This is a genomic window from Streptomyces sp. NPDC005566 (genome assembly GCF_040605575.1).
Lineage (GTDB): Bacteria > Actinomycetota > Actinomycetes > Streptomycetales > Streptomycetaceae > Streptomyces.
This window is the reverse complement of sequence record NZ_JBEXDB010000003.1, coordinates 174,336-198,338: the sequence shown is the minus strand read 5'-3', so window position 1 is coordinate 198,338 and position 24,003 is coordinate 174,336. Positions and strand designations below refer to the sequence as shown.

The window sequence follows — 24,003 nt, the reverse complement described above, 5'->3', positions numbered from 1 at the left end:
CGAAGGCGGGGATCAGCGGGCCGGAGGATCAGCGGGGCAGCCGGACCGGTGTCCGGCAGCTCCCGTACCCGTCACGTCACCTGCCCGGGGCCGTCGCCGGCGGAAGTATCAGCCCCCACGCCCCCGCCCGCACCGTCCACGTCCGGGTCCGGACCGGGCCCGCGACCTGTATGTCCGCGCGGTAGCGGAAGTCCGGGCCGGAGACCGTGACCGCCTTGGCCTCCACCGTGACCGTTTCCCCGGACGTCGTGTGGATCACCACGTCCGCCAGGCCGCCGTCGCCCTGCGTGGTCACCGAGACGCCCTCGACCGGTCGGTCCAGGTCGTTCAGCAGGACCCCGTCGGCCTCCACCCGCAGCCGGTGGGCGCGCGGCGGGGACGAGGGCGGCGCCGGGCGGACCAGGGCCGCCACCAGGCTCCGGCAGGTGTCCCAGACCGCCGTGACACCCGTGTGGGGTGCCTCGGGGCCCGGCGCCTGGCTCAGCGCGGGGATGCGCAGATCGCCCAGCACGACGCCGTCGCTGTCGTCGACCAGGAGGTCGAGCCGGCGGGCCGCCCCGTCGAGCGCCGCACGGGCAGCCGCCACGGCGCCCCGGGGCACGCCGAGGGCATGGGCGAGTTCCAGCGCGGGCGGCGCTCCGACCGGGATCAGGGAGAGCGCACTGTCGGCCAGCTCCCGTTCCCGGTGGAGCTGGGCCACGGCACGCAGCAGCGTGTGGTCGTCGCCGACGACCACGGGCCGCCGTCCGCCCCGCCGGGACAGGGCCCGGGCGAACTCGTCCGGACTGTCCGGGAGGCAGATCTTGGCGTGCGAACCCGCGCTCAGCACGTCCTTCGCGATACGCACGGACTCGCCGTCGAACCGGCGGGCAAGGGGGTCGATGAGTACCAGTAGCTGGTGGTCGCCGTCGCCGGGGGGCTCTGCAGCCGACACCTCGGTCCTTCCTCGGGTAGCATCTTGGTGCAAGAGCCCCTTGCGCTATTGCGCCAGGGGCTTCGTCTATTCCGGGGCACCCGGTTCGACGGCTCAGGCTTTGCCGCACATCGTCGTGCGGCAGGTACGACCTTTACGTACGCCCCCTGACCTTGGACATGCCCCGCCCGGAAGGGGTGTACGCCTGTGCCCGCACTTGTGCTGCTCGGTGCTCAGTGGGGTGACGAGGGCAAGGGGAAGGCCACCGACCTCCTCGGTGGATCCGTGGACTATGTGGTGCGCTACCAAGGCGGCAACAATGCCGGCCACACGGTCGTCGTCGGCGACCAGAAGTACGCACTGCATCTCCTCCCCTCCGGAATCCTGTCGCCGACCTGTACGCCGGTGATCGGTAACGGTGTCGTGATCGACCCGGCGGTCCTGCTCTCCGAGCTGAGCGGTCTGAACGAGCGAGGCGTCGATACGTCCAAGCTTCTGATCAGCGGCAATGCTCATTTGATCACCTCGTACCACACGACGGTCGACAAGGTGACGGAACGCTTCCTCGGTTCCCGCAAGATCGGTACCACCGGTCGAGGGATCGGACCCACGTACGCGGACAAGATCAACCGCGTCGGCATCCGGGTCCAGGACCTCTACGACGAGTCGATCCTCGTCCAGAAGGTCGAAGCCGCTCTCGACTTCAAGAACCAGATCCTCGCCAAGCTCTACAACCGGCGCGCGATCGAAGCCGGCAAGATCGTGGAGGAGCTGCTCCAGTACGCGGAGCAGATCAAGCCGTACGTCGCCGACACGACGCTGATCCTGAACAACGCCATCGACGAGGGCAAGGTCGTCCTCTTCGAGGGCGGCCAGGGCACTCTGCTGGACGTCGACCACGGAACGTATCCCTTCGTCACCTCGTCGAACCCGACCGCGGGCGGTGCCTGCACCGGTTCCGGCGTGGGCCCGACGAAGATCAGCCGGGTCATCGGCATCCTCAAGGCGTACACCACGCGCGTCGGTGCCGGACCCTTCCCGACCGAACTTCTCGACGAGGACGGCGAGGCACTGCGCCGTATCGGCGGCGAACGCGGTGTCACCACCGGCCGTGACCGCCGCTGCGGCTGGTTCGACGCCCCGATCGCGCGGTACGCGACCCGGGTCAACGGCCTCACGGACTTCTTCCTCACCAAGCTGGACGTGCTGACCGGCTGGGAGCAGATCCCGGTGTGCGTGGCGTACGAGATCGACGGCAAGCGCGTCGAGGAGCTCCCGTACAACCAGAGCGACTTCCACCACGCGAAGCCGATCTACGAGATGCTGCCGGGCTGGTCCGAGGACATCACCAAGGCGAAGACCTTCGACGACCTGCCGAAGAACGCGCGGGACTACGTGAAGGCGCTGGAGGAGATGTCGGGCGCTCCGATCTCCGCGATCGGTGTCGGCCCCGGCCGTACCGAGACGATCGAGATCAACTCCTTCCTGTAGGAGTCGTCCTGGAGTCGCCGTGACGGCGGCCGCCCCTGCCTCGGCAGGAGCGGCCGCCGTCACGCGTTCCTTCCGGGGGTGCGCGTGGTTCAGCCTTCGGCGCACACCCGCGTCCCCTTGGGCATGGCGCACGGCAGGTGGCCGAGGCTGAGCATGATCCCCTGGCCGCCGCCGCGGCTCAGGTAGTCGAGGAAGCCCGCGGCGGGCGAGCCGGCGGGCGGGCGGCCGTAGGTGTAGGCGTACTCGATCTCGCGGAACGGGTACGTGGAGGCGTCGATGCCGTCGACGGACGGGGTGGTCCCGTCGATGGCGAGCTGGTGCAGCCCCTTCAGGTCCTCGCCCTTGCGCAGTTCGCTGTAGCCGATCGCGCCCTCGACCGAGGCGACCTGGTCCAGGACCTCCTGGGTGCCGTTGAGTTCGCAGCGGATGTAGGGGACCGCCGGGTCCTCCTTGGTGGTGCAGTCGCGGGAGGAGAAGGTGGGTTCGCTGCCGCCCAGCACCCGGCGTCCGAACACCTCGCGCGTGCCGGAGTCGGCGTCCCTGCTGATCAGCTTGATCGTCAGATCGGGTCCGCCCGCCTCGTTCCAGTTGGTGATCTCGCCGCGGTAGATCCTCCGGATGGTGTCGAGGCTCAGGTTCCGTACCCGGACGTCGTCGTTGACGACGAGGTGGAAGAGCGAGACGCCGACGGGGGTCTCGCTCAGCTCCGTGTACGCCGCGGGCCTCACGCCGTCGGAGAAGGCGACGACGGCGTCGTCGGGCCGGGACTTCGCCCCGCCGGCGAGCCTGCGCAGGCCCTCGGCGCTGCCGAACGCCTTCACCTCGATGCTGACGCCGTCGCACTTCGTCTCGAGCTGCTCCTCCACCGCCTCCAGAACCGGACCGAACGCCGTGGAGCCGGTGACCGTCAGACGGCCCGGGGCGCACTCGATCGGCGGCGGCGGGGCGTTCCGAACGAGGATGATCGAGGCGAGCGTGACGACGCAGACGGTCAGGGCCACCGTGATGATCCGTGCGGAGCGGCTGAACACGGGGGGCTTCTCGTCCGGCCGGAGTGCCTGGTTCGGGGTCACCTCGCCGTCCCGGATGCCGCCGGTGACCCTGATCGGGCTGCCCACGTGCGAGCCGGTGAGCAGGACCAGGAGCTTGAAGTGCTCGTTGCGGTTGAGCGGGACGCGAGGCAGCCGGATGAGGGACCCGGTGTGCCGCAGTCCGGCAGCCGGCGTGAAGTGGTCCATCAGATGGTCGGCACCCGGGGAGTGCGTCACGGCGACGCCGCGGACGGTACGGCCGGTGAACTCCGCCGTGAGGCCGTGGAGCTGCTCGCCGCGCCCCGTGTAGTCGTCGTCGGCGATCGACTGCGAGCCGTCGTTCTCGACGCGCAGCAGTACGAGGGTGGCGTCGGCCATGTCCGGGGTCTCGCTGAAGAGTCCGAGCCGTACGTTGGCCCGGCCCAGGCTGACACCGCTGCCTATCGGGGTGTCCATCTGGACGCGGTAGCCGATGCGTTTGCGGCGCGGTACGCGGCGTTCGTACCAGAGCACGCCCGCGGAGGTCGCCACGCCCACTGCGGCGGTGAGGACGGCGATGACGTTCTCGGGGTCGAACCACGCCATGGTTGCCTGCGCTCCCTCAGGGGTGCGGTGTGCCGGTTCGCGTCACCGTACGGTCCTGGCCAGGGAGGTGGGCGGGTGGCCGGATTCCTTCCCGGGAAGTTCGCCTCATGTTCAACCTGCATGAAATCCGGGGCAGTTGGTGGGTCGGTTCACGCAGGGGTCAATCCTGGTCTAGACCTTGACAGGTCCAGACCATCGACGGTTGAGTATCGGTCACCCCCATGGCGGCGCATGCTCATCGCCGGCGCCGCGCCGAAGGAGTGATCACGTGGTCAAACGTGTCATGAGCCTGCTGACCGCCTTGTGTGCGGTCGTCGCGGCCCTCGTCTTTCTCCCCGCCGCCACCGCCCAGGCTGCGGCGTGCGCCCCGGCCTGGAATTCCTCGTCCGTGTACTGGGGCGGCGGAACGGCCTCGTACAACGGGCACAACTGGGCCGCGAAGTGGTGGACCCAGAACGAGAGGCCCGGCACGGTCGACGTCTGGGCCGACCAGGGCAGTTGCGGCGGAGGTACGGATCCGGGAACGCCGAACCCCTCCGGATTCGTCGTCAGTGAGGCCCAGTTCAACCAGATGTTCCCGGGCCGGAACTCCTTCTACACCTACAGCGGCCTGACGGCGGCACTGAGCGCCTACCCGGGCTTCGCCAACACGGGCAGCGACACCGTGAAGAAGCAGGAGGCGGCGGCGTTCCTCGCCAACGTCAGCCACGAGACCGGCGGACTGGTCCACATCGTGGAGCAGAACACGGCCAACTACCCCCACTACTGCGACACCAGCCAGTCCTACGGCTGCCCCGCGGGCCAGGCCGCCTACTACGGCCGCGGCCCGATCCAGCTCAGCTGGAACTTCAACTACAAGGCCGCCGGTGACGCGCTCGGCATCGACCTGCTCGGCAACCCGTGGCAGGTGGAGCAGAACGCTTCCATCGCCTGGAAGACCGGCCTCTGGTACTGGAACACCCAGAGCGGCCCCGGCACCATGACGCCCCACAACGCCATCGTCAACGGCGCCGGATTCGGCGAGACGATCCGGTCGATCAACGGCAGCATCGAGTGCAACGGCGGCAACCCCGCCCAGGTCCAGAGCCGCATCAACAAGTACCAGTCGTTCGTCCAGATCCTCGGCACGACCCCCGGCGGCAACCTGAGCTGCTGACGTCCGTTGCCCCCACCCGGACGGGGGGCGTGCCCGGCCAAGGCCGGGTGCGCCCCCCGATTCGGTTTCCGGGGCGGGCGGTTGGCAGGATCACGCACCATGACACCGGACAGCAGCACACCGCCCGCGAGCACCGGGGCCCGACTCGCCCTGATCGACAGCGTCCTCGCCCTGCCCTTCCCCGCGGGGGAGGAGAGCGAGGACAGCGGCGTACGCAGCAGCGGCCCCGGGCACCACCTCGTGATCCTGAGGGCGAGCCAGGACTTCTGGGACGACCGTTCCCCCGAGCTCGTCGAACCGGCCGAGCAGGAGATCGAAGCTGAGTTCAGCTCTCTCGCCACGGCGTTGACGGAGCGGTGGGGTGAGCCGGAGACCGTCGACCTGTGGCCGTATCTGGACCTGGGCGGTCCGGCCCCGGAGCCGATGGGACAGCTCTGCAATCTGGCCGGCAGCATGCAGGTCTGGCGCCTTCCGCGGGGGGAGCCGGAAGGCGCGCATGACGGTGAGCGGCGGGGCGGGCGGTGGCTGGGCCTGACCGTGGGCCAGGCCGACCCCGAGTTCCCCATCTGGCTGCTCGCCGCCGTCGGCGAAGCCGCGACGCTGCCCGCATAGAACGCGAACGCATGGATGGCGGGCGGAGTCAGAGCAGCGCCGGCTTCACGGACATCAGCAGGTGCTGGTGGTGCCGCGTGTCCTCGCAGCCCGTGATCAGCGCGCGCCGGCCGGGACCCATCAGGCTCATCCGGACCGTCGGCTCCTCCAGGGAGGACAGGGCGTCCAGGAGGTAGGCGGGGTTGAAGGCGACCGTCATCTCCTCGGCGCCCTCCAGCGTCGCCGGCAGCCGCTGCGAGGCCACATCGTCCTCGTAACCCGCCTGCAGCAGCACCGAACCGTCCGGTGCCGAGAAGGTCATCTGCAGCGGGCTGCCGCCGTCCGCCACGACGGAGACGCGCTTCACCGCCTCCACCAGCCGGACCCGGTCCGTCACCGCGAGGGCGGGGTCCGCCAGCGCGAACAGCTTGTCGTGGCGCGGCAGCCGGCCGTCCAGCAGGCGCACCGTCGTACGCATCCCGGCGTGCTCGAAGCCGACCGAACCCGCGTCCACGGCGACGCTGACCAGACCCGACCGGCCCATCGACCGGGCGATCTCGGTCAGTCGGCGGGCGGAGACCACGACATCGGCGGCGACATCGGGTGCCGTCGCCTTCCAGGGCAGGGTGCGCACCGCGAAGCGGTACCGGTCGGTGGCCGCCAGGGTCATCGTGGAGCCGTCGAGCCCGAGCCGGATCCCGGTGAGCGTCGGCAGGGTGTCGTCCCGTCCCGCGGCGACCGTCACCTGGGCGACGGCCGCGGCGAACGCGGCCGCGTCCACCGCGCCGCGGACCTCGGGAAGTGGCGGCAGCGCGGGATAGTCGTCGAGCGGCAGCAACGAGAGCCCGAAGCGGGCGCCGTCCCCGGTCACCGTGAACCGCGAGCCCTCCACCGCGCACTCCACGGGGCCGTCGGGGAGCACCTTGCAGATGTCGAGCAGCCGCCGGCCCATGACCAGCACCTTCCCGGTCCGTACGGTCCGAGCTTCCACCTCGATGCGCGCGGAGGCCTCGAAGTCCAGCCCGCAGACACTCAGCCGGCCGTCGGACACGTCGAGGAGCAGACCGCCCAGAACGGGCACGGGCGACCGCGTCGGCAGCACACGGGCCGCCCAGGTCACGGCATCGGTCAGCGCGCCGCGCTCGATGCTGAACTCCATGGCAGGGGCCTCTCGTCCGGTGTACGACACGGTCGAGAAGCACGGTAGGCGCCGCCACTGACAATCACCGGTGGACGGCGGCAGCGACCACCCCCGTGAGCCGCTGCCGCCACGCCTGACGGCGTCCCCCGGATCCGGGACGCCTTGACGTCCCCCGACGTCCCCCGGACGTCCCGGAACACCTCTCGGACTCTAGGCGGGCGGGGGGTCGGACCGGGAGGTTCAATTCGCACGGTGACGGTCTCGCGGGGGTATCAGACCGCACAGCCGAACCGGTACTCTGCACTCCGGTTTTCGGGTACGGGCGGGGGACGTGTGCACGGGTCGGAACGGGCCGACGACGTACTACGCATGTACAGGCTCGCCCGGACAGGCGGATCGCCGGAACTGCTGCGCTCGCTGGCACAGCGCGCCGAGGGCTGGGCCGGACTGCTCGACGGTGACGGCACGGTGCTCCAGGCCGCGGCAGGGACCTCCGAGTGGCCCGGGCAGGAGGCCGCCGCCCTGGCCGCCGAGGCCGCCCAGGAGCTGAAGTCCCGTAGTGCGCGCGCCCATTCGCTCGACGCGGACGGGTACACCGTGCTGGTGCTCCCCCTCGACGGACAGCCGGAGGACCGCGCCCCGGTTCTCGCCGTCGCCGCCCCCCGGCCGTTGCCCGGCGGGCTGTCCGTGCTGCTCGCCGACGCGATGATGCCCCTGACACTGGCCTGGGCGGCGGAGACCCTCGAACGCAGGCGGCGCCGGGTCGACCTCGCGGAGTCCCGGGGCCGCGAGGCGGTCCTGCACCTGCTCATGACCGGGCAGCTGTCCATCGCCCACCAGGTGGCAGGAGCCCTGCTGCCGAAGCTCCCCGACCCCGTACGGGTCTGTGTCGTCGAGTGCTCGGGCGGACAGCGCGACGAGGTGGCGCGCGTCTGCGCCGACGCCTCCGGCGGCAGGACGTGGATCGTCCGGTGCCCCGTGTACGCGCGTCATCTGATCCTCGTCATGCCGGCGGTCCCGGAACTCGTCGCGGCACCGGAGGGCGGGACGCCGGTCGGCGCCGCACTGGACCGGACCGTCGCCGAGCTGGTGGAGGACTGCGTCGTCGGCGTGAGCGAGGAAGTGCAGCTGTCCGACACGGCGACGGGCTACCGGCAGGCCTTCCACGCCCTGGCCGTGGCCCGCGGACTCCCCGGCCGGCACGCCCGGTTCGGCTCCTCGCCGGAACCCGCCCTGGTCGTGGGCAGCGCGGGAGCACAGTGGGCCGACGCGCTGCTCGCGCCGCTGCTCGCCTACCTGCCGCGACGCTCGCAGGACCCGGGGAGCCAGGAACTGGCGGCCACCCTCGCTTCCTGGCTGGCGTTCTCCTCGCACGCCACCCAGCACCTGAAGATCCACCGCAACACCCTCGCCGCCCGCCTCAAGCTGATCGGCGAGCTGCTCGGCCTGGACCTGAACCGGGTCGCGGACCAGGCGGCTCTCGAACTGGCACTCAGCATCAGGGCGACCCCCACGCTCATCCGGCCCGGCCGCCCGGGTGAGCGACCTGACGGGGCGGCCGGGAGCCTCGACGAGATCCTGCGCGGCCCCGGCGTCCAGGACTGGGCGTCCCAGCAGCTGCGCCTCCTCGACCCGGCCGGCCCGACGGCAGAGGAGACCCTGCGGACCTGGCTGCGGTGCGAGGCCCAACTGGGCCTGACCGCAGCGGAGCTGGGCATCTCCGTACCCGGGGCACGCAAGCGCCTGACCCGGCTCGAAGCCGTGCTCAGCCGCTCGCTGCTCCAGACCCCGAGCGCGCGCTACGACCTGTGGCTGGCGTTCAGGGCGGCGGACCTGACGGCGGGTGGGCCGGACCGGACAGGTGCCGGGTCCGGCTCGTGATCAGTCCGTCCTCGTGTACGTGAGGCTCTCGCCGGTGTCCGTGGCCTCGCGGCGCAGAGTGCCGTCGGGCAGCAGCGTCAGGACAGTGGGCTTGCCCGGGGTGCACGACGCCATCGGTTCGCCGACGGAGACCGTGGACGGACCGATGCTGACCGGGGAGCCGGAGGAGGGCTCGCTCCGCAGGGGCGCCTGGAAGACGCAGTGGTACGAGCCCCCGGTGTCGAGCGGCCCCTCGGCGGTGAGGGACAGCACGGTGTCGCCCACCTCGCCCTGCTGGATGACGAGTTGACGGGTGGACTGTCCCGAGGCGCTGTCGATGGTGCCCGACCAGGTACCCAGGTAGCCGGTGGGGACGGCGCCCTCGCCGCTCTTCCCGTCCGCGGAGGGGCTGGGGTCCGGCCCGGAGGGCGACGGGGAGACGGACCGGGACGAGGTGGGCTCGGGGGTGGGGTCCGGAGAGCTCGTGGTGTGCCCGTCGCCGTCCTTCATGAACGCGTACACCGACCAGCCCACTCCGACCGCGACGATCAGGGCGACCGCGACCAGCAGCAGGACCGAACCCGCGGAGCGGCGGCGCTCCGGTTCGGGAGCAGAAGAGGGCGCGAGGTAGGGGGGCGGGCCGTACGGGGGAGTCGCGCCGTACGTGGGGGTGGGGCGGTACCCCTGGGCGGGCGGCTGCGGATAGCCGTACCCAGGCGCAGGCGCAGGCGACTGCGGGTGGCCGTACCCCTGGGCGGGCGGCTGCGGATGGCCGTAGGCCGGGGGCGTGCGGGTCTGCGGCGGCGGTGTGGGCGGGCCGATCATGGTGGGCAGCGTGTGCGCGGGGCGGTCGGGTGGAGCCTGGGGTGCCTGTGCAGAGCCGGGAGGCGACTGGAGCGCCTGTCCGGGCGGCAGTTGAGGCGTCCGACCGGGCGCCGGCTGAGGTACCTGTACCTGTCCGGGCGGCAGCTGAGACGCCTGGCCGGGCGGCAGTTGAGGTGTGGGCGGGGTGGCCGGGGGCGCCGGAGGCACCGGGCCTGCCGGGGTGGGCGCGGGGCCCTCTTCCGGGTCCTCGGAATCGAGCAGCTCCACCGCGTGCCTGCCGAGTTGGGCGATCAGGGCGCCGGGCAGCCACGGTTCCCCGGTCTCGGGACCGCCCAGCCGATCCAGGACGCTGTCGGTGGAGGGCCGCGCCGCCGGATCCTTGGCCAGGCAGTCCCGGATGAGCTCCACCAGGTCGGCGGGGACTCCGGTGAGATCCGGGTCCTCCTGCGCGATCCGGAACATCAGAGCGTGGACACCGCTGTCCGCCACGCCGAACGGCAGCCTGCCGGTGGACGCGTACGCGAGCACGGAGCCGAGGCAGAACACGTCGCACGCCGCGGTCACGCGCTCGCCCCGCACCTGCTCGGGCGCCATGAAGCCGGGTGAGCCGATCAGCGCGCCCGTGCGGGTCAGGCCGCCGTCGGTGACGGTGTCCAGCGCCCGGGCGATGCCGAAGTCGATGACCCGCGGACCGTCGATCGTCATCAGGATGTTGGAGGGCTTCAGATCGCGGTGGATCAGTCCGGCGCGGTGGATGTCCTGGAGGGCACTCGCGAGCCCGGCGCCCAGGATGCGGACGGTACGCGCGGGGAGCGGACCGTACGCCCCCGACGCGGCCACCGGGGTGCCCGGCACTCCGGAGACGGTGCGCTGGAGCGACGGGCCGGCGACGTAGCCGGTGGCGACCCAGGGCACCGGCGCGTCGATGTCGGCGTCGAGCACCGGCGCGGTCCAGGCGCCGCCGACCCGGCGGCCCGCCTGCACCTCCTGCCGGAAGCGGTCGCGGAACTGCTGCACCTCGGCCAGGTCGGGCCGGACCAGTTTGATGGCGACCGTACGGCCCCGCTCGGAGCGCGCCAGGTACACCTGTCCCATGCCGCCGGCGCCGAGGCGTCCCAGCAGCCGGTAGGCGCCGATGCGTTGCGGATCGCCGGAGCCCAGCTTCTCCATGGTGCGCTTCCTCCCCCGTGCGGTCATGGCAGACCGTGGTCGAGGATAGCCGCGCCCCCCACCCCCTTGCCCAGCACCCGTTCCGGCCTCAGCCCTCCGGCTGGGGTGTCGCCGGCCCGGAATCCACCGCCGCCAGCGCCTCCGACAGCCGCTCCAGCACCCGTACGGTCTGCGCGAACTCCTCCTCGCCCAACTCCGCGGCCAGCCGCCCGGCGAACTCCGCGTGAGCGGGGCCGATCCGGCTCACCGCCGCACGCCCCTCCTCGGTGGGCCGGACGAGCTTGGCCCGCCGGTGGGCCGGATTCGGCACGTACTCCGCGAGGCCCCTGGCCACCAGCAGATCCGCGATCCGCTGCACGCTCTGCCGGGTGATCCCCATCGACCGGGCGATCCCCGACACCGGGAGCGGCTCGCCGAGGACGGCACCGAGGACCTGCCACCACGCCGCCGTGAGCCCGGACGGTTTCGCCAGTTCCTCCGCCACGGAGAGGAACTGCCCGTTGAGCCTGAACACCCCGATGGCCGTCCGGCTGAACCGGTCCTGATTCTCGCTGCTCATCCCTCGAGCACCTCGTACGCGCTCGCGTCGGAGTCGTGGAACAGCCGGTACCAGGCGTCCAGCTTCTTCGGCTCGTACACCCCGAGCAGCCCGAAGATCTCGCGGGCGAAGGCCACGGGCTCGGTCGGCCCCGCCGTGACGAGCGCGCCGCGCGAGGCACTGCCGCCATCCGTCACCGCGTCGGCGTCGATGTAGTGCGGGCCGCCCGCGTACCCGGTCGCCGCCAGGTAGAAGGAGACGGCACTCGTATGGGCCCGGTCGTCGAGCAGCCCCTCGCGGGCCAGCCCCGCCGTCGCCCCGCAGATCGCCGCGACGGGAACCCCCGCGTCCAGGAAGGCGCGGGCCGTGCGTGCGAAGGGGGCGAGGCTGTCGCCGATGTCCCAGAGGCCGGCGCCGCCGAGGATGAGCAGGGTGCTGTCCTCGGGACGCAGGTCGTCGAGCGCGAGGTCGGGCAGGACGTGCATGCCGCCCATGGTGGTGACCGGGTCGGTGGTGGCTCCGACGGTGCGCACGGTGTGGCCGTTCTGGGTGAGGTGGGCCGTGGCGAAGCCCGGCTCCCAGTCGGCGAGGGTGTCGTAGACGGCCAGGTGGACGCTCGTGCTGGTCATGGTGACCTCCGGAAGGGGATGTGGGACCCTCGTGGAACGCTTATGACAGAAGACTGTCATGACGACAGCATGTTGTCAATTGAGGGCGTGGCCTCGCGGGCCCGGTGATTCTGTTCCGGTGCTCTCCCGGGTCCTGTCCCGAAGTCCGGCCCCGGCTCGGGTGCGGACCCGACATCCTGCCGAGCCGGACGCTCCACGCCATACACAGTGGCCATGGAGCGCCGCCCCTGCGCCGACCTACGCTCGCCGTATGACCCCTCATGCCCCTCGCGCCCCGTACGTCGACTCCGCCGCCGGTGCGGCCGTGAAGGCCGCCGACCGCGCGCACGTCTTCCACTCCTGGTCCGCCCAGGGCCTGATCGACCCGCTCGCCGTCGCCGGCGCCGAGGGGGCGTACTTCTGGGACTACGAAGGAAACCGCTACCTGGACTTCACCAGCGGCCTCGTCTTCACCAACATCGGCTACCAGCACCCCACCGTCGTCGCCGCGATCCAGGAACAGGCGGGCAAGCTCACCACCTTCGCCCCCGCGTTCGCCGTCGAGTCGCGCTCCGAGGCCGCACGCCTCATCGCCGAGCGCACCCCCGGCGACCTGGACAAGATCTTCTTCACCAACGGCGGCGCCGAGGCCGTCGAGAACGCCGTCCGCATGGCCCGGCTGCACACCGGCCGTACGAAGGTGCTCTCCGCCTACCGCTCGTACCACGGCGCCACCTCCACCGCGATCAACCTCACCGGCGACCCGCGCCGCTGGGCGTCCGACAACGGCTCGGCGGGTGTCGTCCGCTTCTGGGCGCCGTTCCTCTACCGCTCGCCGTTCTACGCGCAGACCGAGGCCGAGGAGTGCGCCCGCGCACTGCAGCACCTGGAGGACACCCTCGCCTTCGAGGGTCCGTCGACCGTCGCCGCGGTCATCCTGGAGACCATCCCCGGCACGGCGGGCATCATGACGCCGCCGCCCGGCTACCTCGCGGGCGTCCGTGAGATCTGCGACCGGTACGGGATCGTCTTCGTCCTCGACGAGGTGATGGCCGGCTTCGGGCGCACCGGCGCGTGGTTCGCAGCCGACCACTACGACGTCGTGCCGGACCTGATGACGTTCGCGAAGGGCGTCAACTCCGGTTACGTACCGCTCGGTGGCGTCGCGATCAGCGCCGAGATCGCCGCCACCTTCGAGACGCGGCCCTACCCCGGCGGACTCACCTACTCCGGTCACCCCCTGGCCTGCGCGGCGGCCGTCGCGACGATCAAGGTCATGGAGGACGAGAAGGTCATCGAGAACGCCGCACACCTCGGTGAGCACATCCTCGGTCCCGGTCTGCGCGAGCTCGCCGAACGCCATCCGTCGGTCGGCGAGGTCCGCGGTCTCGGCGCCTTCTGGGCGCTGGAGCTGGTCCGCAACAAGGAGACACGCGAACCGCTGGTTCCGTACAACGCGACCGGCGAGGCCAACGCCCCCATGGCTGCCTTCGGCGCGGCCTGCAAGAAGAACGGCCTGTGGCCCTTCATCAACATGAACCGCACCCACGCGGTCCCCGCGTGCAACGTCACCGAGGCCGAGGTGAAGGAAGGTCTCGCCGCCCTGGACGCGGCCCTCACGGTCGCCGACGAGCACACCGTCTGACCGGGCGCGCGCGCAGCCGGGCACGACCCCCGGCCGAGCACTCATGTAGGAGACACCGAACGGGACGCCGCCCCGTGCCCGGATCCGGGCACGGGCCCTGGCTTAAGGTGACCGGAGTCGAGAACCGGGAGGGGGCGTCATGTGTGCGAGCGGAGGTGTCACCCGCAGTACGCTGCGGCAGCAGATCACCGACGCGCTGCGTGACGAGGTGCTCGCGGGGCGTCTCCTGCCGGGGCTGGAGTTCACCGTCAAGCAGATCGCCGAGCAGTACGGAGTGTCCGCGACGCCCGTCCGCGAGGCGCTCTTCGACCTCTCCGCGCAGGGGCTGCTCGAATCCGATCAGCACCGGGGCTTCCGGGTGCGCCAGTTCACCGTCGCCGACTACCGCTCGATGGTGGAGGCGCGCGCCCTCGTCATAGACGGGGTGTTCCGGAAGATCTTCGACGGTACGGGTTCGGCTCCTGAGGTCCTGGGCGCCCACCGTGACGCCCTGGTCTCCGTACGCCGCCGGGCCGAGGAGGCCGCACGCGCGGCGCGCTGCGGCGACCTCGACATCCTCATCGGATACGACCTGCGGTTCTGGCGGGAGCTGGGCGCGGTCGTCGGGAACACCTACGTCACCGACTTCCTGCACCGGCTGCGCGTGCAGGCGTGGGTCTTCGCCGTCCCGTACCTGCGGGGCGACACCGATGTGCGGGACTGGTTGTGGAACGGCCACCAGGTGCTGGTGGAGGCGATCATCGCCGCGGACGGCGACGAGGTGCGCGCGGTCCTCGACGGCTACTACGCGCACGGGCTGAAGTGGGCGGACCGGCTGGCCGCGGACGACCCCCCGCACCCGGGCCGGGGCTGACCCGGGCACTGTGCGCGGGGTTCCGGCCGCATTACGCTGTTCCGACCATCGCAAGAACCCGTTGGAGAGCGAGACTTCGTGGCCTGTGACCTGTGGCTGGTCCCCCTCGTCGATGTGCTGTGCCACAGCCCCGACAATCCGTTCGCCGAAGAGATCGCCATCTACGACAAGGCGCTGAGCGAGGCGGGGCTTCCCCCCGTTCCCGTCTACGCCTACATGCCCGGCCTCACGGGGGACGTCGCCCCGGTCGCGGGCTTCGACTACGACGCACTCCACTTCCTGCGGCGCGCGTATCTGCTCCAGCTGAGCGGGCTCGCCGTCACCCCCGTCGACGAACTGGGCGGGGACTACGAGCAGTTGCTGGAGATGTTCGAGCAGAGCGCACAGCAGTCGCACCTGGTCTGGCACTACGACCACGCCGGGGCGTACGTCCCGGTGGACTTCCCCGCTCCGCTCTCCGACGACCAGCTGCTGGAGGGCGGTGGCCCGCTGGGCTCGTCGCACGGGCTGCTGAGGGAACTGGAGTTCGTCGGCCCGTCCATCGGCATCGACCCGGCGAATCCGCCGGCCGCACCGCTCCCGCCCACCGGTCCGACCTCGCTGGAGGAGCCGGCCGGCCCGATTCCGTACGACGAGAGTCCGTTCGCCCGCGAGCGGCACGTGTGGCTGGGCCTGCACGCGGCGGCGACCCGCAGCCTTGCGCAGGGCTCGATGATCATCTTCAGCTGACCGGCTGACCGGCTGACCGGCTGACCGGCTGACCGGCTGACCGTGTGCCCGCTCCGCCGGCCACCGGAGCCGCTCCGGAAGTCCCGCGGAGCGGCTCCGGTGGCCGGCGGGCGTGGTCGTCCGGCCGCCGCGCGGGCAGTCGTCCGGCCGCCGCGCGGGCAGGGTTCAGCGGGGCGGCTCGGGCGGGCGCTGGCGCGGCATGTTCGGCCGGGTCACCGAGGGCATGGTGAGGCGTCCCGGCGGTGCGCCCTGCTCCGGTCGCGGGCCTGCCCCGCCCGAGACCAGCGACTGCATCCCCATGGGCGCGGGTCCCGCCCGGAACTCCACCATCCAGTCCGCGGTCTCCACGCGCACCAACTCGGTGACGTCCTCCGAGAACCGTCGCAGGACGCCCAGGCACCGCTCCGCGGCCTCACTGGCCGTTCCCTCGGTCGGCCCGAGCATCTCCCGTACGCACTCCGAGGCCCAGTCGAACTGGAGCACCTGCAGGCGCCGCTGCACGGCCTGTGCCGTCGCGAGGTTCCTTATCCATCCCGAAGTCAGTCCGAAGTACCGGTCGCACGCCATGCACGCGGCGCCCAGCAGCAGCGACAGGTAGCCCCAGCCGGCCGACCCGGTCAGTTCCCCGGTCAGATCGAGCAGCGGGAGGGCGGCGCCCGCGACCACCCCCGCCGCCGTGCCGAACCGCAGGAGCCTGGCGGCGCGCCGCTTGCGGATCCGGTCGCGCAGGTACCAGTCGGCGGTGTCCAGGGCGCCCGCCTCGACCCAGCGGTAGAGCTCGTCGAGCCGTTCCGCGGGTTCGCCCCAGTCGCCGAGGGGGAAGGCTCGACCGGTCAGGTCCCGGGAACCCGTGGCGTGGCGTGAACCGGACGGTTCAGTTCCGGTATCCGCACCGGATCCGCCGGACTCCTTGCGGTGCGGCCCCTCGGGCTGCATCTCCGGCTGACTCACCGGGGCACTCCTCTGCACTCTGGGTTCGGCGCGTATCGGCGCATGACTACGCGGATCGGCACGGTTCCGGACACGGTCGGGGCGGACTCCGGCATATGACGGGGCCCCACTCATGTAACTCTGCGTTACCTGTGATGTGCGTGTGCGTACGGGTACGCATGCCCTTCCTACCGCCGAATGGTGGGGCATGGGGTCGAAATCGCGGGATTCCCGCGTGCACACGGCCTCTGGTCAGGTATAGGAGTGCAGCAGGGCATTTCCGGAACTCACTCGAAAGAGTTGGTCCCCGGCGGGTGGGGCGCTGCGTCCGGGGAGCACGTAGGCTCGGCGTACGGAAACAATTCGTCGTCGAAATGCCAGGAGTGACAGTGATTCCCGGTGGTGGCCAGCCCAATATGCAGCAGCTGCTCCAGCAGGCCCAGAAGATGCAGCAGGACCTTGCCGAGGCCCAGGAGGAGCTGGCGAGGACCGAGGTCGAGGGCCAGGCGGGCGGCGGTCTGGTGAAGGCCACCGTGACCGGGTCCGGCGAGCTCCGCGCCCTGGTGATCGACCCCAAGGCGGTGGACCCGGAGGACACGGAGACACTCGCCGACCTGGTGGTGGCCGCGGTGCAGGCGGCGAACGAGAACGCCCAGCAGCTCCAGCAGCAGAAGCTGGGCCCGCTGGCGCAGGGCCTGGGCGGCATGCCCGGTCTCCCCTTCTGACCTCCACGCGGGGACCTGTGGCTACCCGGGCGTACGGGCTACGGTACGAGCACGAATAGGGAAAGGCTTTTCCGTTGTACGAAGGCGTGGTTCAGGAGCTCATCGACGAACTGGGCAGGCTGCCCGGCGTCGGCCCCAAGAGCGCGCAGCGGATCGCCTTCCACATCCTGCAGGCGGAGCCCACCGACGTACGCCGTCTCGCCCATGCCCTCCTCGAGGTCAAGGACAAGGTCCGCTTCTGCGAGATCTGCGGCAACGTAGCCCAGCAGGAGCAGTGCGGGATCTGCCGGGACGCGCGCCGCGACCGCACGGTCATCTGCGTGGTCGAGGAGCCCAAGGACGTCGTCGCGGTCGAGCGGACCCGTGAGTTCCGGGGCCGCTACCACGTCCTCGGCGGCGCGATCAGCCCGATCGAGGGCGTCGGCCCCGACGATCTGCGCATCAGGGAGCTGCTGGCCCGGCTCGCGGACGGCTCCATCACGGAGCTGATCCTGGCGACGGACCCCAACCTGGAGGGCGAGGCGACCGCGACGTACCTGGCGCGGATGGTCAAGCCGATGGGCCTGCGGGTGACGCGGCTGGCGAGCGGCCTGCCGGTGGGCGGCGACCTGGAGTACGCGGACGAGGTCACCCTCGGCCGCGCGTTCGAGGGGAGGCGGCTGCTCGATGTCTGACGGCGGCTTTACGTACGGCGACGCTATGTTCTACCCACCGTTCGCGACCGTGCCCACGGGAGGTCTCCTCGATGTCTGACGCCACGCTGAACTCCGTCACGCAGGACCCGGACGACTTCGCCGTCCAGATCGCGGACCAGATCAAGACGTTCATCGTCGCGGTCACCGAGGTGTCCAAGGCCGAGGAGCCGGAGGAGGCCGTCCCCGTCCTGCTCCTCCAGGTCTCCCAGCTCCTCCTGGCGGGCGGCAGGCTCGGCGCGTACGAGGACATCCTCCCGGACGAGCGCTACGAGCCGGATCTCGGCCCCGAACCGGACGCCGACGGCCTGCGCGAGCGCTTCGCGGCCCTCCTGGAGCCGATCGACATCTACTCCGAGGTCTTCGACCCGTACGAGCCCCGCAAATCTCCCGTCCCGCACCGCATCTCCGACGACCTGGCCGACCTGGTCACGGACCTCGGCCACGGCCTGGCCCACTACGAGGCGGACCGCACCGCCGAGGCCATGTGGTGGTGGCAGTTCTCGTACTTCTCCAACTGGGGCTCCACCGCGTCGGCGGCCCTGCGTGCCCTCCAGTCGCTGATCGCCCACATCCGGCTGAACCAGCCCCTCCAGGAGCTCGACGGCCTGGACACGGACCAGGACCCGGGCGAGGACGACCTGGCCGAGGAGGCGGGCCGCGTGATGGCGGAGGAGATCGCGGGACCCCTGGGCATGCGCCCGGTCAAGTGACTCCGGGCCACTCCTGTGGCCTGAGACACAAACGGGCGTGCGGAGCACGGCAATGGGCAGCAGACCGATACGAGCAGTTCGGAGCGACACGCCGGACCACGTGGTGGGCGGGACATCTCACCATCTGGTAGGAGCGGGTCGATTCCGGGCTGCTCGTTAAACTGAGCCGACCGCACCATTATTGAGCGAGGAGCGCACGTGGGCCTTGTCGTGCAGAAGTACGGAGGCTCCTCCGTAGCCGATGCCGAGGGCATCAAGCGCGTCGCCAAGCGAGTCGTCGATGCCAAGAAGAACGGCAACCAGGTGGTTGTCGTGGTGTCTGCGATGGGCGACACGACGGACGAGTTGATCGATCTCGCCGAGCAGGTATCCCCGATGCCTGCCGGGCGTGAGTTCGACATGCTGCTGACCGCCGGAGAGCGGATCTCCATGGCCCTGCTGGCCATGGCGATCAAAAACCTGGGCCACGAGGCCCAGTCGTTCACGGGCAGCCAGGCAGGTGTCATCACCGACTCGGTCCACAACAAAGCGCGCATCATCGATGTCACGCCGGGCCGCATCAGGACCTCGATCGACGAGGGCAACATCGCCATCGTCGCCGGGTTCCAGGGCGTGAGCCAGGAGGGCAAGAACATCACCACCCTCGGCCGCGGCGGGTCCGACACCACCGCTGTGGCGCTGGCCGCAGCGCTGGACGCCGAGGTCTGTGAGATCTACACCGATGTGGACGGTGTCTTCACCGCCGACCCCCGGGTCGTGAAGAAGGCCCAGAAGATCGACTGGATCTCCTTCGAGGACATGCTGGAGCTGGCCGCGTCCGGCTCCAAGGTGCTGCTGCACCGCTGCGTCGAGTACGCACGCCGTTACAACATCCCGATCCACGTGCGCTCGTCCTTCTCCGGACTGCGCGGCACCTGGGTCAGCAACGAGCCGCAAGGGGACCAGCAGGTGGAGCACGCCATCATCTCCGGAGTCGCCCACGACGTCTCCGAGGCCAAGGTCACGGTCGTCGGCGTGCCGGACAAGCCCGGCGAGGCCGCAGCGATCTTCCGTGCGATCGCGGACGCCGAGATCAACATGGACATGGTCGTCCAGAACGTCTCCGCCGCGTCGACCGGTCTGACCGACATCACGTTCACGCTGCCCAAGGCGGAGGGCCGCAAGGCCATCGACGCCCTGGAGCGCAGCCGGGCGGGCATCGGCTTCGAGTCGCTGCGCTACGACGACCAGATCGCCAAGATCTCCCTGGTCGGCGCCGGTATGAAGACCAACCCGGGTGTCACCGCGCTGTTCTTCGAGGCGCTGTCCGACGTCGGCGTGAACATCGAGCTGATCTCGACGTCCGAGATCCGCATCTCGGTCGTCACCCGCGTCGACGACGTCAACGAGGCCGTGCGCGCCGTGCACACCGCCTTCGGTCTCGACAGCGACTCCGACGAGGCTGTCGTGTACGGGGGCACCGGCCGATGACGCAGCGCCGCCCTTCGCTCGCGGTCGTAGGCGCGACCGGGGCGATCGGTGGCGTCATGCTCCAGATCCTCTCCGAGCACGCGGATGTCTGGGGCGAGGTGAAGCTGATCGCCTCTCCGCGTTCGGCCGGCCGCAAGCTGGTCGTACGCGGTGAGGAGACGGAGGTCCTCGCGCTCGGCGAGGACGTGTTCGACGGGGTGGACGTGGCCCTGTTCCTCGTCCCGGACGAGGTGTCCGCGCAGTGGGGCCCGGTCGCCGCATCGAAGGGTGCCGTGGTCATCGACGACTCGGCGGCATTCCGTCTGGACGACGACGTGCCCATGGTCGTCCCCGAGATCAACCCGCACGCCGCGCGGCTGAGGCCGCGCGGCATCGTCGCGTCCCCGAACTGCACGACGCTGTCGCTGATCGTCGCGGTCGGTGCGCTGCATGCCGAGTTCGGGCTGCGGGAGCTGATCGTCTCCTCCTACCAGGCGGTGAGCGGCGCGGGCCGCGACGGCGTCGCCGCGCTCCGCGAGCAGCTGTCGCTGGTGGCGGGCACGGAGCTGGGTACCCGCCCCGGGGACGTACGCCGGGCGCTGGGCGACGGGGAGAAGAGCCCGTTCGCGGCCCCTGTCGCGCTGAACGTGGTGCCGTGGGCGGGCGCCGACGCCGGTGACGGCTGGTCGTCCGAGGAGCTCGCGATCCGCCGGGAGTGCCGCAAGGTCCTGGGCCTGCCGGAGCTGAAGGTCACGGCGACCTGCGTGTACGTCCCCGTCATCGCGACGCACTCCATGTCCGTCCACGCGCGCTTCGAGAACGAGGTGGCGGTGGACCGGGCCCACGAGATCCTGGCGACCGCGCCCGGAGTGGTGCTCTTCGACAGTCCGGCGGCCGGCGACTTTCCCACGCCGTCCGATGTGGTGGGCACCGACCCGACCTGGGTGGGGCGGGTACGGCAGTCGATGGACGATCCGCGGGCCGTCGAGATGTTCATCTGCGGAGACAACCTCCGAAAAGGGGCAGCTCTCAACGTGGCGCAGATCGCCGAAGCCGTGGCCAAAGAATTCCCTCGGGTCTGAGCGAACCCGTTTTGTAGGATCTGTGTGCGCCCTGTGAGCAACTTGCTGGTCTGGACGTCTTGAGCTGGGGCATTGCCATATCCGACGATGATCTCCTGGCCCCCTGCAACCGCTAGCCGGATGCGGCGCGTCTATGCCGTCACTTCTTGCGTGGCTGGATGCGTTTTCGGGGCATTTGGGGAAGAGCAGGTACGAATGAGGGCATGTCGCACAGCATCGAACGCGGTGCCGTTGGCGTACAACCCTGACGGGGGGAAGCGTGTCCAACTGGCGTGGCAGAGGTTCTCGACATCACAGTGGTGGGCCCGTTGCGAGGCGCTTCGGTGCGCCCGCTCCGGCGGCCCCGCGCAGCCGGCGGTATGCCGGTGATTGCGCCCATGCCCGCTGCGCGACCCACCGCGCTGCCGTCGCAGCGCGAGGGCGCTGACGAGACGGTGGCGGCAGGAACAACGGTCGACCATCTCACCGAGACCTATCGCGCCCACTACCGTTCGCTGCTGGGCCTCGCGGCCCTCCTTCTGGACGACACCGCGTCCTGCGAGGACGTGGTGCAGGAGGCGTTCATCCGCGTGCACTCGGCGCGCAACCGGGTGCGCGATCCGGAGAAGACGCTCGCGTACCTCCGTCAGACGGTGGTCAACCTCTCCCGGTCCGCGCTGCGCCGCCGCATCCTCGGGCTGAAGCTGCTGTCCAAGCCGATGCCGGACATGGCGAGCGCCGAGGAGGGGGCTTACGACCAGCTGGAGCGCGACGCGCTGATCAAGGCGATGAAGGGGCTGCAGCGCCGTCAGCGCGAGGTGCTGGTGCTGCGCTACTTCTCGGACATGACGGAGGCCCAGGTCGCGGAGACGCTGGGCATATCGCTCGGTTCGGTGAAGGCGTACGGCTCCCGGGGAATTGCGGCACTGCGCGTCGTGATGGAGGCGCAGGCATGAGCGGACCCGAGCACAGGCACGACGATGACCGGACTGGAAACGGAATTGTGAACCACGGGCCGGAGAAGACCCCGAACACCGAGCCGGAGCACGGCGGCCAGGGGGAGCAGGAAAAGAACGTGGTCGCGGGCGAGGGCGTCGCCGCCCCCGGCGGGACCGACGCGAAGGACGGGGCCGACGCCCCGGACGGAGCCGATACCACCGGCAGGTCCGGTAGGGACGGCGCCTCGAACGGGGCCGGCGCCTCAGCCAGGGCGGTAAAGCCCGGCGCGGCCGGTGCCGGTGCGTCCGGCGCGGGCGGCACGCTGACCGAGCTCTTCGGGAGCGGCCGCGGCGGTACGGACCTGGACGAGGTCGCGCTGCGCCGCATGCTCCACGGCGCGGTCCGCAGCCTCGAACCCCCGGACAGCGCGCTCACCCGTCTGCAGCGTGCGGTGCCCGCCCGGCGCGCCAAGCGGCGTCAGGCCGTTGTGGGCGCGGCGGCCGCGGCGTTGCTGATCGGTACGGCGGTGCCCGCATTCGTCCACGTGGCGAATTCGGACGGCTCGAACAGCGCCAATCCGGCCATCGCCGGCCACGGGGAGCAGGCCCAGGGCGGCAACGGTGATGATTCCGGTGCCGGGTCCGACAGCGATCCGAACGCCGGCCCCGCCGATCAGCAGATCGAGGGCAGCGACGGCGAATCCGGCAATTCCACGGCGCCGTCGCAGGACGAGGGCTCGGACACCGAGGGCAGCGGGACGGGCATCGACGACCTGCCGCACTCCGAGGTGGCGGCCCTGCCGGCCTGCGAACCCAGCCAGCTCCGCGTCATCTCCGCCCAGTCGGGCGAGGCGGGAGCGGACGGCACGGTGTACGGCACCTTCAGGATTGCCAACGGGTCCGACAAGGGCTGTTCGGTGACCAGCGACGGCACGGTCGGCTTCCAGGCGACGGGTGCCGCCGACCCGCAGAAGATCGCGGTCGTGCAGTACGCCGTGGGTGACCCGGCGGCCGGGCTGCCCGATCCGTCGCTGGAGCCGGGCACGGTGCTGCTGAAGCCGACGATGGCGTACGAGGTGCAGTTCGCCTGGGTGCCGAAGGAGAACTGCCCCACCACCGGCGGTTCGCCCAGCCCGACGCCCACCGAGGGCGACGGAGGCGGCAGTGCCGCAGGAGCGGGGACGACGGCGGACATGGCCCCGCAGTTCGGCAGTGCGGACGATGGTCCGGCGGACGGCAGTGTCGCGGTGACGCACACCCCGGAGGCGGGAGCACCGACGGCGGAGACCACGATTCCCCACGCCTGCGCGGGAACGATCTACCGCACGGGCGTACTGAACGCCTCGTAGCCCGCACGACTGAACGACTGAACGACTGAACGACTGAACGACTGAACGACTGAACGACTGAACATACGTCGAGAGGCCCGCCGGACAGGAACCGGCGGGCCTCTCGCGTACCTCGTGCACCCGTACTCTCAGTCGGCGTCGGCCGCGAGTCCCAGCTGCACGTCGCGCGCGGCCTCGGCCTCGCGGCGCACCAGCCTGAACCACATGAACAGAACGAAGCCGCCGAAGACGAACCACTCGCCGGTGTAGCCGAGGTTCTGGAAGGCCTTCAGATCGAGCCCGCTGCCCTGCGCGGCCGCGGCGGGCACAGGCTTCATCGGAGCGCCCGATCCACCCGCCTCGGGCTCGGTCAGGGTCACCCAGGCGTCGTACACGTCGTACGGGACGAGGTTCACCAGGGATGCGGCGCTGATCATGCCGAGCTGGCCCTCGGGCAGCCCGCCCCTGGTGCTGACACCGTCGCTGCCGGTGTTCTCGGAGGCCTGCAGATCGCCGGTGACGGTGACCTCACCGGCCGGGGCCGCGGGCACATCCGTGCGACCCGCGGTGCCGGGCAGCCAGCCGCGTACGACCGGGAGGGCCTTGCCGCTGTCGGTACGCAGCAGATTCAGCACGTAGAAGCCGTCACGGTCGTCGAGCTTGCGCCCGGGGACCAGGAACTGGTCGGCGTACGTCCCGGTCGTGACGGCGGGCCGGCCGGAGGTCTTCTGGTCCACGGGCAGCAGCTCGGCGAGCGGCTCAGCGGTCCGGGTGCCCGGATCGGGCTGCTTCTCGGCCTCCTCGTGCGACTGCACGCGGTCCTCGAAGCGGCCGAGCTGCCAGGTGCCCATGAACACGCAGAACGGGATGGCCAGCACGACGAAAAGGTTGATCCCCCACCATCGCGGGGTCAGCAGGAACCGGTACACCCCTCTACGGTACGGTTCCCCGCTCCGGGCGCCCGGAGCGGGGTGCCCCATTTATGCGCGTCCTACTCCTGCCGGGCTGCTCAGTTACCCCTCGCAGGTGTC

The 24,003-nt window shown here is 70.9% G+C and carries 22 protein-coding genes; 14 read left to right on the top strand and 8 right to left on the bottom strand.

The genetic code is table 11. From position 1 onward, the window contains the following. Positions 1 to 76: 76 nt before the first annotated feature. The gene (locus tag ABZS61_RS06210; protein WP_356416827.1) at positions 77 to 934 is read right to left on the bottom strand and encodes a diacylglycerol kinase; all 858 of its coding nucleotides are present in this window, start codon (positions 932 to 934) and stop codon (positions 77 to 79) included. 186 nt (positions 935 to 1,120) lie between these two features. On the opposite strand from ABZS61_RS06210, the gene ABZS61_RS06205 reads away from it, so the two are divergent. Beyond that, positions 1,121 to 2,404 carry an adenylosuccinate synthase gene (locus ABZS61_RS06205; RefSeq protein ID WP_356416825.1) on the top strand — a complete coding sequence of 428 codons (1,284 nt, stop codon included), beginning with the start codon at positions 1,121 to 1,123 and terminating at the stop codon, positions 2,402 to 2,404. 89 nt (positions 2,405 to 2,493) lie between these two features. On the opposite strand, the gene ABZS61_RS06200 is transcribed toward ABZS61_RS06205, so the two are convergent. Continuing rightward, entirely contained in the window at positions 2,494 to 4,020 is a 1,527-nt protein-coding gene (locus ABZS61_RS06200) for a substrate-binding domain-containing protein (RefSeq protein WP_356416823.1), read from the bottom strand. Between the two features lie 268 nt (positions 4,021 to 4,288). Here ABZS61_RS06200 and ABZS61_RS06195 point away from each other — a divergent pair, with 268 nt between their 5' ends. Together ABZS61_RS06195 and ABZS61_RS06190 are read left to right on the top strand one after the other, a co-directional pair. Next, positions 4,289 to 5,176 (top strand): glycoside hydrolase family 19 protein, encoded by an 888-nt coding sequence (locus ABZS61_RS06195; RefSeq protein WP_356416821.1) that lies wholly within the window; start codon positions 4,289 to 4,291, stop codon positions 5,174 to 5,176. Positions 5,177 to 5,275: 99 nt separating this feature from the next. Further along, on the top strand, positions 5,276 to 5,788 hold the full coding sequence (locus tag ABZS61_RS06190; RefSeq protein ID WP_356416819.1) for a hypothetical protein: 513 nt from the start codon (positions 5,276 to 5,278) through the stop codon (positions 5,786 to 5,788). Between the two features lie 28 nt (positions 5,789 to 5,816). Here the strand turns inward: ABZS61_RS06190 and dnaN are convergent, their stop codons facing one another. Further along, positions 5,817 to 6,926, bottom strand: coding sequence for a DNA polymerase III subunit beta (dnaN, locus tag ABZS61_RS06185; RefSeq protein ID WP_356416817.1), 1,110 nt, complete (start codon positions 6,924 to 6,926; stop codon positions 5,817 to 5,819). A gap of 351 nt (positions 6,927 to 7,277) precedes the next feature. Between dnaN and ABZS61_RS06180 the strand changes: the two genes are divergently transcribed. Continuing rightward, positions 7,278 to 8,789, top strand: coding sequence for a helix-turn-helix domain-containing protein (locus tag ABZS61_RS06180; RefSeq protein ID WP_356416815.1), 1,512 nt, complete (start codon positions 7,278 to 7,280; stop codon positions 8,787 to 8,789). Here ABZS61_RS06180 and ABZS61_RS06175 read toward each other — a convergent pair whose 3' ends face one another. The 3 genes from ABZS61_RS06175 to ABZS61_RS06165 form a co-directional block, all read right to left on the bottom strand. Next, positions 8,790 to 10,763, bottom strand: coding sequence for a protein kinase (locus tag ABZS61_RS06175; RefSeq protein WP_356416812.1), 1,974 nt, complete (start codon positions 10,761 to 10,763; stop codon positions 8,790 to 8,792). 88 nt (positions 10,764 to 10,851) lie between these two features. After that, positions 10,852 to 11,322 carry a MarR family transcriptional regulator gene (locus ABZS61_RS06170; RefSeq protein ID WP_356416810.1) on the bottom strand — a complete coding sequence of 157 codons (471 nt, stop codon included), beginning with the start codon at positions 11,320 to 11,322 and terminating at the stop codon, positions 10,852 to 10,854. Then, on the bottom strand, positions 11,319 to 11,930 hold the full coding sequence (locus ABZS61_RS06165) for a DJ-1/PfpI family protein (protein ID WP_356416808.1): 612 nt from the start codon (positions 11,928 to 11,930) through the stop codon (positions 11,319 to 11,321). The genes ABZS61_RS06170 and ABZS61_RS06165 overlap by 4 nt, the downstream gene beginning before the upstream one ends. Positions 11,931 to 12,180: 250 nt before the next feature. Here ABZS61_RS06165 and ABZS61_RS06160 point away from each other — a divergent pair, with 250 nt between their 5' ends. The 3 genes from ABZS61_RS06160 to ABZS61_RS06150 all read left to right on the top strand — a co-directional run bounded on the left by ABZS61_RS06160 (position 12,181) and on the right by ABZS61_RS06150 (position 15,136). After that, entirely contained in the window at positions 12,181 to 13,554 is a 1,374-nt protein-coding gene (locus ABZS61_RS06160; protein WP_356416806.1) for an aspartate aminotransferase family protein, read from the top strand. A 139-nt stretch (positions 13,555 to 13,693) separates the two neighbouring features. After that, entirely contained in the window at positions 13,694 to 14,407 is a 714-nt protein-coding gene (locus ABZS61_RS06155; RefSeq protein WP_356416804.1) for a GntR family transcriptional regulator, read from the top strand. 78 nt (positions 14,408 to 14,485) lie between these two features. Then, a complete protein-coding gene (locus ABZS61_RS06150) occupies positions 14,486 to 15,136 on the top strand; it encodes a hypothetical protein (RefSeq protein ID WP_356416802.1) in 651 nt (216 codons plus the stop codon). Between the two features lie 165 nt (positions 15,137 to 15,301). On the opposite strand, the gene ABZS61_RS06145 is transcribed toward ABZS61_RS06150, so the two are convergent. Continuing rightward, positions 15,302 to 16,087, bottom strand: a complete 786-nt coding sequence (locus tag ABZS61_RS06145; protein ID WP_356416800.1) for an SLATT domain-containing protein — start codon at positions 16,085 to 16,087, stop codon at positions 15,302 to 15,304. Positions 16,088 to 16,455: 368 nt separating this feature from the next. Here ABZS61_RS06145 and ABZS61_RS06140 point away from each other — a divergent pair, with 368 nt between their 5' ends. The 7 genes from ABZS61_RS06140 (at position 16,456) to ABZS61_RS06110 (ending at position 22,993) form a co-directional block, all read left to right on the top strand. Then, entirely contained in the window at positions 16,456 to 16,791 is a 336-nt protein-coding gene (locus tag ABZS61_RS06140; RefSeq protein ID WP_277329769.1) for a YbaB/EbfC family nucleoid-associated protein, read from the top strand. Between the two features lie 74 nt (positions 16,792 to 16,865). Next, on the top strand, positions 16,866 to 17,465 hold the full coding sequence (gene recR / locus ABZS61_RS06135) for a recombination mediator RecR (protein ID WP_356416797.1): 600 nt from the start codon (positions 16,866 to 16,868) through the stop codon (positions 17,463 to 17,465). A 71-nt stretch (positions 17,466 to 17,536) separates the two neighbouring features. Next, entirely contained in the window at positions 17,537 to 18,196 is a 660-nt protein-coding gene (locus ABZS61_RS06130; RefSeq protein ID WP_356416795.1) for a DUF5063 domain-containing protein, read from the top strand. 198 nt (positions 18,197 to 18,394) lie between these two features. Then, positions 18,395 to 19,666: an aspartate kinase gene (locus ABZS61_RS06125; protein WP_351173913.1), complete on the top strand. Its 1,272-nt coding sequence runs from the start codon at positions 18,395 to 18,397 to the stop codon at positions 19,664 to 19,666. Continuing rightward, complete coding sequence (locus ABZS61_RS06120; protein WP_356416793.1) at positions 19,663 to 20,727, top strand: aspartate-semialdehyde dehydrogenase; 1,065 nt, start codon at positions 19,663 to 19,665, stop codon at positions 20,725 to 20,727. The genes ABZS61_RS06125 and ABZS61_RS06120 overlap by 4 nt, the downstream gene beginning before the upstream one ends. A 359-nt stretch (positions 20,728 to 21,086) precedes the next feature. Next, positions 21,087 to 21,662 carry a SigE family RNA polymerase sigma factor gene (locus ABZS61_RS06115; protein WP_329215230.1) on the top strand — a complete coding sequence of 192 codons (576 nt, stop codon included), beginning with the start codon at positions 21,087 to 21,089 and terminating at the stop codon, positions 21,660 to 21,662. Then, a complete protein-coding gene (locus tag ABZS61_RS06110; protein WP_356416790.1) occupies positions 21,659 to 22,993 on the top strand; it encodes a hypothetical protein in 1,335 nt (444 codons plus the stop codon). Before ABZS61_RS06115 ends, ABZS61_RS06110 begins: the two co-directional genes overlap by 4 nt. Positions 22,994 to 23,121: 128 nt before the next feature. Here ABZS61_RS06110 and ABZS61_RS06105 read toward each other — a convergent pair whose 3' ends face one another. Further along, positions 23,122 to 23,901 carry an SURF1 family protein gene (locus ABZS61_RS06105; protein ID WP_356416788.1) on the bottom strand — a complete coding sequence of 260 codons (780 nt, stop codon included), beginning with the start codon at positions 23,899 to 23,901 and terminating at the stop codon, positions 23,122 to 23,124. Positions 23,902 to 24,003 lie beyond the last annotated feature (102 nt).